Below are 13,574 nucleotides of genomic sequence, written 5' to 3'. Positions count from 1 at the left end.
AATTTGCTCTTTTTCCCGTAAACAGGTCATTATGGCGTAGTTAAGACATGTAGCAAAGCTACGCCTCGCTGTAAACACACTGGCACCGCATTTGCATCATTCTCCCTGAAACGAGAGAGGAGGCAGAGATGAAAATCATAAAAAATAAAGAATTTTTACGAAGCATTGCCCAACAGATCAATTTGCTGAATACAGTGAGTGGAGGTGTGAGCGAGACCTACGTAGATATCGAGAAGTATAACCGTGGCGCTGTAATTAAGGTGTGGGCCGCAGGAGTGAACCCGGATGCGTTTAAAGTGGTGCTGCACAGCAACCAGCTTACCATATTCTCTTTATTCCACAGCCCCGAAAACCAGGAAATGGCTGTACCGCTCTTTAACAAGGTATTTATGTTACCTCCGCAGGTTGATATCAGCCGGATTGAGGCCCTGCACCAAAATGGTGAGTTACAGGTGAAATTACCTTACCACGAGTCTACTTTCAAGCCACAAGAGATCGAGATAAAGCAACTATAAACTATAACCATCAAAACAGAAAGGCTATCGCAGAAGCGGTAGCCTTTCTGTTTTTGGAGGCATTGCTGATTCAGAGGTTGTTGAATCTTGCCTTGATAATGGTTGTAAGGTAATCGTATACTTCTACGGTTTCTTTATCATAACAGAATACGTTGAATTGGTCTGCGGTTGTCTGCATCACACGGCAGCCGTTTTCGATCATCATAAAGATCAGCTCACGAAGCCGGTAAGGGTGGCCTGCAATGTTCAGGATACATACAGCGTCGCTGCTCTCCACGTACAGAAACATGTGCTGCACCTGGTTTACATCAGTCATGTTGGTAGGTTCGGACATTGGTACTTTAACTTTGGCTATTACTGCAAGAGCAAAATTTTAGCCTAAAAAGTGCCTGACCAACAATACTATTTTAAGATATCACACTAAAAACATGCTATACTTCAAAAGCACCTTAGCACAATTAAAGTATAACTGCAGCTAAAAGCATTTCTTTCAATCAGGAGACCGGAGATACGACAAGGAAGACGGAATGCTGAAGGCAAAATAAAAACCCGGCTACTCGGGCCGGGTGTTCATTATTCTGAATGCTTCTGCTCTGGAAATCAGTTTTTCCAGGATAAGTGGTGGATCGTCTTCTTTTGCCACCACCAACGTGAATTTATTGCTCTTATCTGTATAATAGATAAGCGTCGTCAGATCTTCGTAGCCAATGCTGAAGATCTTCCGTGTCCTATCATTATAATAGTTATAATTATCTAATTTAATATTTCTTAATAACCTCATATCCCCAACTGTCTTCTAGTACTTTAACGACCCCTATGACTGAGATTGTTGCAAATCCAAACCATGTACTATTAAATACTTAGAATTTTTATATTTGCATAAAAACTCTACGTATAAATCACCGGTAAAACGGCACTCTTTATACTAAAATCCTGATATACAAACATCTGAATACAAGCACTCCCTTGAGGCGGCATTTTCTAAATTGTATATCTTTCTATCGTGGTACTTCTTTGCGAAAATAGCCTGATATTACAGAGCTGCTCAATACCCATTTTTTGCTTATACGATGTCGCACACAATCAAGATAACAGAAATAACAGACCTACCCGGTATGCTGGCCCAACACCACCTGATACGCCAGCTGAACCCGTCCATGTCGCTGGCTTACTACGAGGAGCTGCTGCAGCAAATGCTGCAAAATGGCTACCGCATGGTAGGCGCCTTTGATGGCAGCACCTGTATTGGCCTTTCCGGTTTCTGGATAAGCGCCAAACTCTACAGCGGCAAGTACCTGGAAGTAGATAATTTTGTAGTGACGGAAGAGTACCGCTCGCGGGGCGTAGGCAAATTGCTATCGGACTGGATGCTGGAAGAAGCCAAACGCCACAACTGCGCAACTGTTATGCTGGATGCGTATGTAACCAATAGTGCAGCCCATCGGTTTTACTTCCGCGAGGGTTTCCACATCAAGAGTTATCACTTCTTCAAAAGCCTGTAGCCATGCCCGACAGCAAGATCAGCCGCCTGTATGGTTTGTTTTACTTTCTGCTGTTTGAAGTGGTGGTGTATGTAGGCCTTAAGTACCTGCTCTCGGGCCTGGGCATGGACAACCAGATGCAAGCTGAGAACACCATTGTTCCCAACTGGGTAAAGGCTGTTGCCTTCATTATGCTGTATATCCTGTGCATGCTGATGGCGGTAGTGCTGGTCAGCAACCTGGTACCTGCCAGGCACCGGGGGCAATTAATGAGTTGGGTATACCTGGCGCTACTAGGTATGGTGGCCATGCTTATTTTACTATTCAATTAGCTTTTCTTCTATTTCTGATTTTTGCGTATAGCCGGATACTGTGTATATTAACCGTATCATATCAATATATCCATGACAAAATTATTTTCCCTGATACTGCTCGGCCTGAGTCTGTGCCTGAGTGCCCAGGCGCAAGGCTACCAGGACCGCAGGCACTTCATTCAGCTTTACGACGGCCAGACTGTCTTCGCAAACAAAGTACAGTACAAGTCGCCTTTGTTCAAGGGTAATTACTTCCTGCTCGACGATTCGCTTAAGTATAACATTGAAGCGGTGAACGTGTACCAGAACAAGGAGGGCTATTTTGCCCGCGTATCCTCGGGCGGCCGCTACGACGATTTTGCCAAGCGCATCATAGAAGGGCCACGCATTTCCAAGTTCTATACAACGCGCACCTCCTACAACTATGGCTACTCGCCTTACGGCTACGGCATGTCAACTCCGAGCCGCCGCAGGGTCTACTATTTCTCTAAAGACGGAGGCCCGTTGTTTTCATTCAACTACGAGAACCTTCAGCAAGCCTTGTCTGACAATGCCTCCAGCATGACGCTGCTACAGCGCCACCGCAGAGACCGCATCATTTATACTGCCATGACTGTGGTAGGAGCCGGCGTAACTGCGGCAGGCGTGCTTTCTTCTGTGAACAAACGCGATGAGTTCGGAAACACAGAGCTTTCCCCGGCTATCTATGTGGGTGCCGGCATCATTGCTGTGCCGGTGGTTATTCAGCTTTTCCGGAAAGACAAGCTGACGCAGGCCGTGGAAGTATACAACTACCAGATCAAGCAGTAAACTTTTCCGAACTTACAAAGAGGCAACATCAGGAGCCGGGGCTGCAAGTATAGGTATGCTCCGGCTTTTGCCAATAAGAACTATCACAGCCCAGTTATACTTCCTATGCAAAACCTGCTGCTACTACACGGAGCCCTCGGCTCAGAGGCTACCCTGTTTCCGCTGAAAGAACAACTGCAGCCATACTTCCATACTTATACGCTGGGCTTCAGCGGGCATGGGGGCAAGGCTATACCTGCAGCCCCTTTCGGAATGGATATGTTTGCGCAGGATATCCTAAACCTGCTGGACGAACAGCAACTGGAAAGCACGTACCTTTTCGGTTACAGCATGGGAGGCTATGCCGCGCTGTGCTTTGCACGCCAGCACCCGGACCGGGTAAAAGGCATCTTCACACTTGCTACCAAGTTCGACTGGTCGCCGGAGACTGCCGCTAAGGAAACCAGGCTGCTGAACCCGGCAAAGATACAGGAAAAAGTGCCCCAGTTTGCCCAAACGCTCGCCAGCCGCCATGCCCCGCAGAACTGGAAAGAAGTAATGCAGAAAACTGCCGAGATGATGCACCACCTGGGCGCGCAGCCCCCGCTATCGGCAGAAACGCTGGCCGAGGTGACTGTGCCCGTACAGGTTGGCGTAGGCGACCGCGACAACATGGTGAGCGTGGAGGAAACAACCTGGGCTTACCGCCAGCTGCCACAGGCCCGCCTGCTGGTGCTCCCGAACACGCCCCACCCCCTGGAAAAAGTAGCAACCGAAAAACTGAGCCAGGAGATCAGGCAATTCTGCAGCTAAGTTTTCGTTAAAGCCTTTGACAACTTTTAGCTATGACAAACTTTTATACTTCCCTGACCGGCAGCTTTGGCCATAGGCTGCGTCAGGCTTTTGTTCTGGGCGCTTTTGTGGCTTTATTATCGTCCTGCGCCGGCACGTCAGCTGCAGTGGGCAAGCGTGGCTATACAGAAGAAGGCAAAGCCTCTTATTACAGCAACAAGCTACACGGCAGGAAAATGGCCAACGGCGATCCTTACCGGCGCAACAAACTAACGGCAGCCCACCGCACCCTGCCTTTTGGCACCAAAGTAAAAGTAACCAACCTACAGACAAAGCAAAGCGTGAAAGTAAAGATCACGGACCGGGGACCTTACTCAAAAGGACGTGTGATCGACTTATCGGAGGCGGCAGCAAAAAGAATAGGCTCTATTGATGAGGGGGTAGTACCGGTAAAAGTGAAGGTAGTAAAGCCTGCAATCGGCAGTAAATAAGCCCTTTCCTTGTGAGAAGCCCCTTTGCCAATCCAGGTCATACTTTAACACAACTTTAACATACATTTCTCTAAAAAGTACAACGAGAAGCTTGTTAATCTGAGCGCCATCCACTACTTTTGAGTATGTTAACTCTGAAGCCTATTTTGCGGTTGCTGGTACCTATGGCAGTAGTCATGCTGCTGAACATAGCGTTTTGCCCGGCTGCTGACCTTCAGAGCGAAATTCCTGCTGCAGAGGCAACTATAGCTATACCTGACGCAGAGCAAAAAACTGCCGCTACGATTGCTGCCTCCCCGCAAGACACTCCTAAACAGAAGTCAGTATTGGATGCAGAAGTGCTGGAAAGCCCTATCTCCCTGCTGAAAGATGCCTTCACTTCCTCTGAGGAAGATGAATCAGAGGTAACCACGCAGCCAAGCACGCTGGTGCTTACCGTGAAAGCACTCATCGCTACGCTGCTTTCTACCATTATCTAATTCTGCTTTTATACTTACTTACCCTTGTACGGGTAAAACTCCCGGAACGAAGTATAGCGCGAGGTCTGGTCTGAAGCTTTCATAAGTATAAATTAAGCCATAGGTCATTTAGCAACGGAAGCGCAAGAATCAATGCCGGCTACACCCCAAGTATGAAGTTACCTCAACTTAATAAAGCGGGAAGAATGCTGTTCCCGACATACGTCTGCCTACTCTGTTTACTAAATTTACGTTACGGGCCTATCGAACATACACAGATTGTACTATATTTCGTTCTGAAAACAAACTTTAGTCCCGTACATGAAGCGCTTCGCTCTGCTTAGCACCTTACTTTCTTCTCTTTCGGTTGCCGCACTGGCACAACAGGATTACAATATCTTGCTGGACCTGAAGAACATTAAAAACGACCAGGTAAAAGTGGTGGTGCACACCCCGGCCGTAAAAGAAGACAAGATCACCTACATCATCCCGAGCGTTATTCCCGGATCATACTCCCAGAAAGACTATGGCCGCTTTATCAGCAAGTTCAAAGCCTACGACAATCGCGGTAAGCGACTGAAAACAAAGCAGGAGGGGGTAAACCAGTTCACTATCACAAAAGCGGATAAGCTGGCGCGCCTGGAATACCTGGTGGATGACACCTGGGATGTAGAGAAGGACGACAACTACATCTTTCAGCCCGGCGGCACCAACATCGAGGCAAACCAGAACTTTATGATCAACCATTTCGGCTTTTACGGGTACCTGGATGGCTACAAAATGCTGCCCTATACCATAGCGGTGCAAAAGCCTGCGCACCTGTACGGAGCCACCGCACTGGCTATAGAGCACAAAGCACCGGAACAGGACATCGTCCGGGCTCCTGACTATGTACGCCTGGCCGATGGCCCGCTCATGTACAGCCGCCCCGATACGGCCAGTTTCCGCTCCGGCAATACGCGTGTTTCCATTGCCGTGCATTCGGAAACAGGCACCGTGAAAGCCAAACAGGTGCAGGAGATGATCACACCGCTGGCCACTGCCCTGACCAACTTCTTTGGCGGCATGCCGGTCGATAATTACCACTTCATCATGTATTTCCCGAAGTATACGCCCGAGAGCAAGGTTGCCAAGTATGGCGGCTTCGGCGCTTTGGAGCACTCCTACAGCTCAATGTACTTTTTGCCGGAACAGCAGAACGAAGAGAACCTGCGCAGCATGGTGCTGGATGTGGCAGCGCACGAATTCCTGCACATCCTCACGCCGCTCAACGTGCACAGCGAAGAGATCGAGTATTTTGATTTCAAGGATCCGAAACTCTCGCAACACTTGTGGCTTTACGAAGGCGTAACCGAGTACTTCTCGAACCTGGTGCAGTTGCAGGAGGGCCTGAAAGATTACCCTACTTTTCAGCAGGAAATGATGGGCAAGATCGAGAGCAGCAGCAAGTATGAAAATGTCTCTTTTACAGAGATGAGCCGCCACATCATCGAGCCCAAGTACCAGGAGATGTACCCCAACGTATACGAGAAAGGTGCCCTGATCGGGCTGCTGTTGGACATTCGCCTGCAGGAACTCAGCAAGGGCAAGATGGGCCTGCGCGAGCTGATGCTGCAGCTGTCGAAAAAGTATGGACCGAACAAACCGTTCAAAGACGACGAGCTGATCGATGTGATCGTGGCTGCTACATACCCGGAGATACGCCAGTTCTTTGACCAGTATGTAACAGGCAGCAACCCAATGCCTTACCAGGAGTACTTCCAAAAAATAGGCTGGGGTTACGCTGACAAGAAGATGGGCAGCGCCTATACGTTTGGTCAGTTTAGGATGGGCTTCGAGAAAACCCGGAAATTCTTCTGGATTGCCGAGCCACTGGATAACCAATTTGGCTTCGTGATGTACGACGTACTGCGCTCAATAAACGGTCAAGCCTTAACAGAAGCAAACATCTACGAGCTGGCAGGACCACTGCTGGAGGTAAAGAACAACAAGCCGGTAGAGATCGAGTACATCCGCGAGAACAAACTCTACAAGAAAACCTTCACACCGGCCCGGATCGAGAAAGAACTTCAGTTTGTGATTGAGGACAACCCTGCTGCGACACCGGAGCAACTTAGGTTACGGCAACAGGTACTTAAAGTGGGAGAGAGGCACTAGCAGCCCAGCAGTATAATTAAAGTATAAAGCCGGCAAGAAAAGACTCTTTGCCGGCTTTATACTTCCTGAGAGCACTGGTTATATAAAGTCGCTGGCAAGTGCCAGCAAAAGGCCCAGTATGGTGGCAATAAGCTTGTTGCGGTTAAAGTGGTGCTCCGGACTCGTTTCGAAAAGGATTGTGGTAGAAATGTGCAGAAAGTTACCGGCTACAATGCCTGTCAGGGCCGTAAAGATGACGCTTCCTTCTGCCTCATGGCTGATCAATGTGTTGCTTACGATAATACCAAGCGGCGCGCCTACAGCAAAGATCAGCAACCACAGGAACGCTTTCCGGAAGTTCTTTACCCGCGTCATCAGCACCGACATCAGCGCAAAGGCCGCCGGCACGTGGTGTATGGCTACTCCTAACAATACCGCATAAAAGCTGTCGCTCTCGTGCGAATGCCCTGCATGTCCGTAGCTGCCGCGGTCCACGAGTATGCTGCCTTCCAGGAAGGAGTGGATAAACAGAGAGCCCAGCAGCAGGAACGGCATCGATCCTACCCGGCCATGCTCGTGCACATGCATGTGCCCGTGTTCTACGCCATGCGAGAAAAGCTCCAGCACCAGTTGCAGAAAAAAACCGGCAAGTATCCAGTAACCCACCACGTGCGGGTCGCTGTTGCTCAGCAGCACATCTGGCAGCAGGTGGATGATGGTAATGGTAAACAGGTAGGCACCGCTGAAGGCTAGGGCCATCTTCAGCCACTTAAGGCTATCCGGTGGAAAAGCCTTTACCAGGAACCCGGATACCACAACGGTAAAGAAAAGTACAAGTATGGCAACTATCATTGGGGTTGCTTATTTCTTTAATACAAAGATCATTCGATCGCTGTGTTCGTGATCGAAGGAATTAAGGTTGTAGTCGCCGAACACATCAACCAGCCGAAGCTGCGCCATGCTGAAATATTCCAGGAAATCCTCTTCCCGCAATGCCCTTACCCGCTCCTGAAAATGATGCGACTCTCCGTTGTCAGAGAACCGGATGGATTTTACGATAAAGCCCTGCTCCACCCCGCGATGTATCTGGAATTTAATTCCCTGTATTTCCTTTTCCTCATGCGCAACAAGGTCGGCAATGGTTTTGTCGGTATTCATAAAGTCGATCACCAGCTTGCCGCCGTGTTTCAGCGATTTGGCAGCAGCAAGCAGCGCTACCACATTTTCTGTCTCGTTATCGAAGTAGCCGAAGCTAGTGAACAGGTTAAGCACGAAATCGAACGCTTCAGGTTTGTACACCTCGCGCATGTCGTGTACTTCAAAATGCAGCCGTTCGTTCTCGAACTGTTTGGCATAGGCTATACTTTGCCCCGACAGGTCAATGCCTGTTACGTCGTACCCTTTCTGGTTGAGGTATACCGAGTGGCGGCCCTTTCCGCAGGCCAGGTCGAGCATCTTCTCCGCAGGCTTCGGGTGCAGGTACGTAACCAGGTTATCGATAAAGGTGCGCGCGTCCTGGTGGTCGCGGTTGCTGTAAAGTATATGGTAGTATGGAGAATCAAACCAGGTACTAAACCACTCTTCCTGTTGTCCCATAGGTGGTGCAAAAGCAATTAAGTTGCAAAGGTAGTCTTTATTTCGGAAGATGGATATACACCGGCAATCGTGGGGCACGGGTATAAAAAAACCTGCCGCTGCCGTTTAACTACGGCAGCGGCAGGCACTAAGGTGTAACAGAATTACTTGCGGATTGCGCCAGCCTCTGTATTTGTTTCTTTGGTTTCGCGCACGCTGTCACCAGCCTGGATGGTATTGCCGCCCAGGTCAGCGTTTGGCATTACTTCCTTCTTCTCTTCGTGTGTTTCTTTACCGTGCACCTCGTTTACTTTACCAACGTTGTGTGTGTTGCGGGTACCTGGCTCCACATAATCCACGGAAACTTTTGCTCCTGGTCTCAGGTCTTTCGGAGTATCGCAAGAAACCATAAACAATCCGCATACGGCGGCGAAAACTGCTAATACGTTCTTATTCATTGTTGTTGTTTTTATACTATATACTAATTGCACCCTTTTCGCAGGGCTGTGCATGTTATATCAATTACGATAGAATTCAAAAGCCGGCTTGTGGGCTACCGTTAAGCCAGCAGGTTCTTGCGGCGCAGCAACGACTCCATCAGCTTCAGATCGTTCTGGCTGTTGAAGATACGGAACGGCAGCAGCACAAACACCGGTGCCTGGAAGTTACGGGCAACCCAGCCTTTCCAGCCGCCAGGCAGCTGGGCATCGGTAGGCGGCTTCAGCCACAACTGAAAGCCATCGTCTCTTTTTTGCGCTTTCTGAATCATGTCCCAGCCCAGGGCCATGCCTTCGCGCTCGTTGCGCTTCATCAGTATCTGGCGCTGATCAATCTCATACATCAGTTTTTCGAACAGGGGGTTGCCCTGCTCTACCTGCGTTACGCCCATTACCTGTGCAGAGCGCAGCAGCACAAACAGGATGGTGATGATAACAGCACCGGCCACCCACCACCACGAGAAGCTGAAAGCAGCCGGAAGCAGGAACAACACCAGCGGAATCAGGGCGTGCCACCAGTCTTTTTTCCATACCTGGGTAAGGGCCATGGTGGTGTACGTGTTCTTGTCGAGCTGGTACTTTTTGGTTCGGATTGCCTGCGGGGAAGGTCCCTGCTGCATCCGGAAATTACGTTGGTTTGGTTGAATCATAAATAAATTAAATCGAACTCTCTTTTCTCTGCCGTTACCTCCTGCTGCTCCCGGTTCTCAGGGTAAGTCAGCGGCATTTATACTTTGTAAGCCTTCAGGCTCAGGTCCATACTCTTAATGGAGTGCGTCAGGGCGCCAACCGAAATATAGTCTACGCCGCATTTGGCTACTTCGGCAATGGTCTGCTCATTTATACCTCCGGAAGCTTCTGTTTCGTAACGGCCACCGATCAGGGCTACCGCTTCGCGCATCATCTCCGGCGTCATGTTGTCGAGCATGATGCGGTGGATGCCGCCTGTGGCCAGCGCCTCCTGTACTTCCTGCAGGTTGCGTGTTTCCACTTCTATGCGCAGGTCTTTGTTCTTTTCTTTCAAGTAACGCTGCGTCGCCTCAATGGCCTGACGGATGCCGCCGGCATAGTCCACGTGGTTATCTTTCAGGATGATCATGTCGAACAAACCAAACCGATGGTTCACGCCCCCGCCAATCAGCACCGCCCATTTTTCCATGATGCGGAAGTTAGGCGTGGTTTTGCGGGTGTCCAACAACTTGGCGTTGGTACCGGCAATCAGGCTGTTGAGGTGGTGGGTGTAAGTGGCGATACCGCTCATGCGCTGCATGCAGTTGAGCACCAGGCGCTCGGCAGTAAGTATAGACTGCGCCTTGCCTCTTACGGTCAGGGCCACGTCGCCATACTTCACCTGCGCGCCATCCTGCAGCAGCACTTCTACCTGCAGCTCCGGGTCTACGGCATTGAAAATATAACCGGCCAGCTCTACACCAGCCAGTATGCCCTCGCCCTTCACCAGCAGGCGTGCCTGGTTCTGTGCATCAGCCGGAATGGAGGCCAGCGACGAATGATCGCCGTCGCCAATGTCTTCGGCCAGGGCGCGCGAGATAAACTCTGCGATGCTTTGTTGTGTCAGGTATGTCGGTTTCACAGTGCAAAAATAAAAAAAGGCTCGGGATATAACCCGAGCCATGTTAAAAATCTCATTATTATCTGCTTAATCTTTTATAAAGTTCAGCGATTGTATCTTAGATTCCTTCAGGCGCACCAGTACGGTATAAGAGCCGTTCTTGGAAGTATACGTACCGATGGCGTAGCGTTGTCCTTTGTCAGAAGACCCCTGGTGGCTGTATGAAAAATCTACCGGAGCGTTTTTGCTGAAGAAATTCTTCATCACGAACTCCGCCTGATTGCTGCTGTAGCTGGTGGCGTCGCCGCTCTCCAGTGTAATTTCCACCACACTGCTGAAGTTCTTCGCCAGATCTTTGGAAGATCCGATCCGGATAGCCGACTTCACGCTGCCCATCACATCGCCCTGCGCCTGTGCACGTCCCACAGACAAAAATGCAACAGCAAACAACAACGAAAATACTACGGCAATCTGTTTAAAGTTTTTCATAAATAAAGTTTGTATCTCGCTCTGATAGTAGCTAAAACTATGCCAACAACCGGGGTTTCTGCTCTCTGCTATAAAGTTAAGAGTATTCCCTAAAAATAAATACTCTGTGGCTTACACTTTGTGCAGAATTATTGCGTTAACGGATGTTATGCTGCTTCCGTTCCCAATAAAAAGAAGGAAGTATACTTTCCCTTTCCTGCGTATGAAAGCATAAGGCTGCCGAAGCCCGCAATCGAAAGTTTTGCCTATATTTGTATCATGGATAAAAAGGTTCTTCTTGTGATTTTAGATGGATGGGGCATAGGCACAAATCCGGATGTGTCTGCTATTGCTAAAGCCCGCACGCCTTTCATCAGCTCTATACTTCAGCAATACCCGCACGCTACGCTTAAAGCGTCGGGCGAGGCCGTGGGGCTGCCCGAAGGACAGATGGGTAACTCGGAAGTAGGCCACATGAACATTGGCGCCGGCCGCGTGGTGTACCAGGACCTGGTGCGCATCAACAAGACCATTGCCGAGCACAAGCTGGCTTCCATGCCGGTGCTTGCAAACGTGCTGGCCTTTGCCAAAGAAGAGAAGAAGCCGGTGCACCTGATCGGTCTTTTGTCTGATGGCGGCGTGCACTCGCACATCGACCACCTGAAAGCCTTGTGTACCGCTGCCTTCGACGAGGGACTTTCGCAGGTATACATCCATGCCTTTACCGATGGCCGCGACACCGACCCGAAAGGCGGCGTGAAGTATATTAACGACCTGGAGCAGCACCTGGAGCAAACTACCGGCACCATTGCCTCTATCGTGGGCCGTTACTATGCCATGGACCGCGACAACCGCTGGGAGCGCGTAAAACTCGCTTACGATCTGCTGGTGCACGGCACAGGCACACCTTCGCAGAACCTGATCAAATCCATGCTGGACTCTTACAATGCCGGCGTTACCGACGAGTTCATCAAGCCGATCGTGAAAGTAGATAATCAGCAGCAGCCGATTGCCACCATACAGGAAGGCGATGTGGTGATCTGCTTCAACTTCCGCACCGACCGTGGCCGTGAAATTACGCAGGCCCTGACGCAGCGCGACTTCCCGGAGCAGAACATGCATAAGCTCAACCTCCGCTACGTAACCATGACCAACTACGACGACACGTTTGTAGGCGTAGAGGCCATTTTCGAGAAAGATAACCTGAACAATACCCTGGGCGAAGTAGTCGCTAAGGCAGGCAAAAAGCAGATCCGCATTGCCGAAACAGAAAAATACCCGCACGTTACCTTCTTCTTTTCCGGAGGCCGTGAGGAAGCTTTTGAAGGGGAGAAGCGCCTGCTGTGCCCGTCGCCTAAGGTAGCCACCTACGACCTGGCACCGGAAATGAGCGCCTTCGATATACGCGATGCCATTATTCCGGAGCTGCAGAACCAAACTGCTGATTTCATTTGCCTGAACTTTGCCAACCCCGACATGGTAGGCCACACCGGCGTATTTGAAGCTGCCGTTAAAGCCTGTGAGGTGGTAGACCAATGCGCAGAAGCCGTTATCAAAACTGCCCTGGAAAATGGCTACGACACCATCGTGATCGCCGACCACGGCAATGCCGACCTGATGATTAACCCGGATGGCACGCCGCACACAGCCCATACTACCAACCTGGTGCCTTTCGTGCTCGTAAGCAACGATTTCAAAGGCAACCTGCTGCCGGGCAAGCTGGGCGATATAGCCCCTACCATCCTGGATTTGATGGGTATCGAGAAGCCTGCAGAGATGACGGGAGTTTCACTTCTTGAGCGGGACATTGTACTTGGCTAAGTATAAAAACATAGTGGTTGGGGTACTGCTATTAGGTACCACCGCAGCTTGTGAGAGGCCTGCGCCGCCCGTTTCTGCCAGGGCGGCGGACTCTCAGAACATAACCGTATACCTGCAGCAGCAGATGCAGCGCCTGCAGGCAGAAAAACCCATGGTGCTCAAATCTGTAAAGACCGAGAACAGCCCTACCGAAACAATAGAAACATCCGAAGTGGACTGGGAAGACGAACTGGCTGTTTTCCAGGAGGTAGATCTGAGCCGCCCGGCGCTGCAGGACCTGTATAGCGAACACCGGGAACCACATACGGATGGCAGCACCTCTGTTTCCTTCCGGAAAGTGGAGGAAGCCGAAACACCCGTGCAATACCTGCAGCTGCAGCTTTCACCGCAAAACAACATACAGCAACTCGAAGCCCTGGTACTGGAAAAAAACCTGCTTTTTTACTCCAGACGTAAAGTTTCGCTTAGCACCGATCCTGAAAGCGGAGACGTATCCAGCTACCGCATAGAAGGCGTTCAGAAACTCATCTTCGGCGATTCGCTCCACTACCGCATTGATGCAAACCTGTAGTATAACCACAGGTTTCCGCTGCTACCGAGAACATCTCCGGGTAAATTGATATCCTGTAAGCCTCAATTTTAGTATATTGCTTCTTAAGCTGCTCAT

The 13,574-nt window shown here is 50.1% G+C and carries 18 protein-coding genes; 10 read left to right on the top strand and 8 right to left on the bottom strand.

The window, feature by feature from the left end:
- Window positions 1-128: 128 nt before the first annotated feature.
- Entirely contained in the window at window positions 129-515 is a 387-nt protein-coding gene (locus MJ611_RS05960) for an Hsp20/alpha crystallin family protein (RefSeq protein ID WP_250428595.1), read from the top strand.
- Window positions 516-585: 70 nt separating this feature from the next.
- On the opposite strand, the gene MJ611_RS05955 is transcribed toward MJ611_RS05960, so the two are convergent.
- Together MJ611_RS05955 and MJ611_RS05950 are read right to left on the bottom strand one after the other, a co-directional pair.
- Window positions 586-849, bottom strand: a complete 264-nt coding sequence (locus tag MJ611_RS05955) for a hypothetical protein (protein WP_250428594.1) — start codon at window positions 847-849, stop codon at window positions 586-588.
- 219 nt (window positions 850-1,068) lie between these two features.
- Window positions 1,069-1,296 (bottom strand): hypothetical protein, encoded by a 228-nt coding sequence (locus MJ611_RS05950; RefSeq protein WP_250428593.1) that lies wholly within the window; start codon window positions 1,294-1,296, stop codon window positions 1,069-1,071.
- 289 nt (window positions 1,297-1,585) lie between these two features.
- On the opposite strand from MJ611_RS05950, the gene MJ611_RS05945 reads away from it, so the two are divergent.
- From MJ611_RS05945 to MJ611_RS05915, 7 genes are all read left to right on the top strand, one after another.
- Window positions 1,586-2,017, top strand: coding sequence for a GNAT family N-acetyltransferase (locus tag MJ611_RS05945; protein ID WP_250428592.1), 432 nt, complete (start codon window positions 1,586-1,588; stop codon window positions 2,015-2,017).
- 2 nt (window positions 2,018-2,019) lie between these two features.
- Window positions 2,020-2,328, top strand: coding sequence for a hypothetical protein (locus MJ611_RS05940; protein ID WP_250428591.1), 309 nt, complete (start codon window positions 2,020-2,022; stop codon window positions 2,326-2,328).
- A gap of 72 nt (window positions 2,329-2,400) precedes the next feature.
- Window positions 2,401-3,120, top strand: coding sequence for a hypothetical protein (locus tag MJ611_RS05935; protein ID WP_250428590.1), 720 nt, complete (start codon window positions 2,401-2,403; stop codon window positions 3,118-3,120).
- A gap of 105 nt (window positions 3,121-3,225) precedes the next feature.
- A complete protein-coding gene (locus MJ611_RS05930; RefSeq protein WP_250428589.1) occupies window positions 3,226-3,912 on the top strand; it encodes an alpha/beta fold hydrolase in 687 nt (228 codons plus the stop codon).
- A 32-nt stretch (window positions 3,913-3,944) separates the two neighbouring features.
- Entirely contained in the window at window positions 3,945-4,382 is a 438-nt protein-coding gene (locus MJ611_RS05925) for a septal ring lytic transglycosylase RlpA family protein (RefSeq protein ID WP_250428588.1), read from the top strand.
- Window positions 4,383-4,546: 164 nt separating this feature from the next.
- Window positions 4,547-4,861 carry a hypothetical protein gene (locus MJ611_RS05920; RefSeq protein ID WP_250428587.1) on the top strand — a complete coding sequence of 105 codons (315 nt, stop codon included), beginning with the start codon at window positions 4,547-4,549 and terminating at the stop codon, window positions 4,859-4,861.
- Window positions 4,862-5,161: 300 nt separating this feature from the next.
- Window positions 5,162-6,997, top strand: coding sequence for a M61 family metallopeptidase (locus tag MJ611_RS05915; protein ID WP_250428586.1), 1,836 nt, complete (start codon window positions 5,162-5,164; stop codon window positions 6,995-6,997).
- 78 nt (window positions 6,998-7,075) lie between these two features.
- Here the strand turns inward: MJ611_RS05915 and MJ611_RS05910 are convergent, their stop codons facing one another.
- The 6 genes from MJ611_RS05910 to MJ611_RS05885 form a co-directional block, all read right to left on the bottom strand.
- A complete protein-coding gene (locus MJ611_RS05910) occupies window positions 7,076-7,828 on the bottom strand; it encodes a ZIP family metal transporter (RefSeq protein WP_250428585.1) in 753 nt (250 codons plus the stop codon).
- Between the two features lie 9 nt (window positions 7,829-7,837).
- On the bottom strand, window positions 7,838-8,572 hold the full coding sequence (locus MJ611_RS05905) for an SAM-dependent methyltransferase (protein ID WP_250428584.1): 735 nt from the start codon (window positions 8,570-8,572) through the stop codon (window positions 7,838-7,840).
- Between the two features lie 143 nt (window positions 8,573-8,715).
- Window positions 8,716-9,009, bottom strand: a complete 294-nt coding sequence (locus MJ611_RS05900; RefSeq protein ID WP_250428583.1) for a hypothetical protein — start codon at window positions 9,007-9,009, stop codon at window positions 8,716-8,718.
- A 101-nt stretch (window positions 9,010-9,110) separates the two neighbouring features.
- Window positions 9,111-9,698 carry a hypothetical protein gene (locus tag MJ611_RS05895; protein WP_250428582.1) on the bottom strand — a complete coding sequence of 196 codons (588 nt, stop codon included), beginning with the start codon at window positions 9,696-9,698 and terminating at the stop codon, window positions 9,111-9,113.
- Window positions 9,699-9,775: 77 nt separating this feature from the next.
- Entirely contained in the window at window positions 9,776-10,639 is an 864-nt protein-coding gene (gene nadC, locus MJ611_RS05890; RefSeq protein WP_250428581.1) for a carboxylating nicotinate-nucleotide diphosphorylase, read from the bottom strand.
- Between the two features lie 66 nt (window positions 10,640-10,705).
- Entirely contained in the window at window positions 10,706-11,107 is a 402-nt protein-coding gene (locus MJ611_RS05885; protein WP_250428580.1) for a DUF4783 domain-containing protein, read from the bottom strand.
- 258 nt (window positions 11,108-11,365) lie between these two features.
- Between MJ611_RS05885 and gpmI the strand changes: the two genes are divergently transcribed.
- Window positions 11,366-12,907, top strand: coding sequence for a 2,3-bisphosphoglycerate-independent phosphoglycerate mutase (gene gpmI, locus MJ611_RS05880; protein WP_250428579.1), 1,542 nt, complete (start codon window positions 11,366-11,368; stop codon window positions 12,905-12,907).
- Window positions 12,900-13,478 carry a hypothetical protein gene (locus MJ611_RS05875; RefSeq protein WP_250428578.1) on the top strand — a complete coding sequence of 193 codons (579 nt, stop codon included), beginning with the start codon at window positions 12,900-12,902 and terminating at the stop codon, window positions 13,476-13,478. Before gpmI ends, MJ611_RS05875 begins: the two co-directional genes overlap by 8 nt.
- The last annotated feature ends 96 nt before the right edge of the window (window positions 13,479-13,574 follow it).

The sequence above is a fragment of the Pontibacter ruber genome (assembly GCF_023630205.1).
Taxonomy (GTDB): domain Bacteria; phylum Bacteroidota; class Bacteroidia; order Cytophagales; family Hymenobacteraceae; genus Pontibacter; species Pontibacter ruber.
This window is presented reverse-complemented; position numbering and strand designations above follow the sequence as displayed.

Bases quoted from the DNA above. Each gene is read 5' to 3' on its own strand.
- MJ611_RS05910 (WP_250428585.1), bottom strand. From the start codon at position 7,828: ATGATAGTTGCCATACTTGTACTTTTCTTTACCGTTGTGGTATCCGGG.
- MJ611_RS05940 (WP_250428591.1), top strand. From the start codon at position 2,020: ATGCCCGACAGCAAGATCAGCCGCCTGTATGGTTTGTTTTACTTTCTG.
- MJ611_RS05925 (WP_250428588.1), top strand. From the start codon at position 3,945: ATGACAAACTTTTATACTTCCCTGACCGGCAGCTTTGGCCATAGGCTG.
- MJ611_RS05900 (WP_250428583.1), bottom strand. From the start codon at position 9,009: ATGAATAAGAACGTATTAGCAGTTTTCGCCGCCGTATGCGGATTGTTT.
- MJ611_RS05885 (WP_250428580.1), bottom strand. From the start codon at position 11,107: ATGAAAAACTTTAAACAGATTGCCGTAGTATTTTCGTTGTTGTTTGCT.
- MJ611_RS05915 (WP_250428586.1), top strand. From the start codon at position 5,162: ATGAAGCGCTTCGCTCTGCTTAGCACCTTACTTTCTTCTCTTTCGGTT.
- MJ611_RS05920 (WP_250428587.1), top strand. From the start codon at position 4,547: ATGGCAGTAGTCATGCTGCTGAACATAGCGTTTTGCCCGGCTGCTGAC.
- MJ611_RS05895 (WP_250428582.1), bottom strand. From the start codon at position 9,698: ATGATTCAACCAAACCAACGTAATTTCCGGATGCAGCAGGGACCTTCC.
- MJ611_RS05935 (WP_250428590.1), top strand. From the start codon at position 2,401: ATGACAAAATTATTTTCCCTGATACTGCTCGGCCTGAGTCTGTGCCTG.
- MJ611_RS05930 (WP_250428589.1), top strand. From the start codon at position 3,226: ATGCAAAACCTGCTGCTACTACACGGAGCCCTCGGCTCAGAGGCTACC.
- MJ611_RS05905 (WP_250428584.1), bottom strand. From the start codon at position 8,572: ATGGGACAACAGGAAGAGTGGTTTAGTACCTGGTTTGATTCTCCATAC.
- MJ611_RS05945 (WP_250428592.1), top strand. From the start codon at position 1,586: ATGTCGCACACAATCAAGATAACAGAAATAACAGACCTACCCGGTATG.
- MJ611_RS05955 (WP_250428594.1), bottom strand. From the start codon at position 849: ATGTCCGAACCTACCAACATGACTGATGTAAACCAGGTGCAGCACATG.
- MJ611_RS05950 (WP_250428593.1), bottom strand. From the start codon at position 1,296: ATGAGGTTATTAAGAAATATTAAATTAGATAATTATAACTATTATAAT.
- MJ611_RS05960 (WP_250428595.1), top strand. From the start codon at position 129: ATGAAAATCATAAAAAATAAAGAATTTTTACGAAGCATTGCCCAACAG.
- gpmI (WP_250428579.1), top strand. From the start codon at position 11,366: ATGGATAAAAAGGTTCTTCTTGTGATTTTAGATGGATGGGGCATAGGC.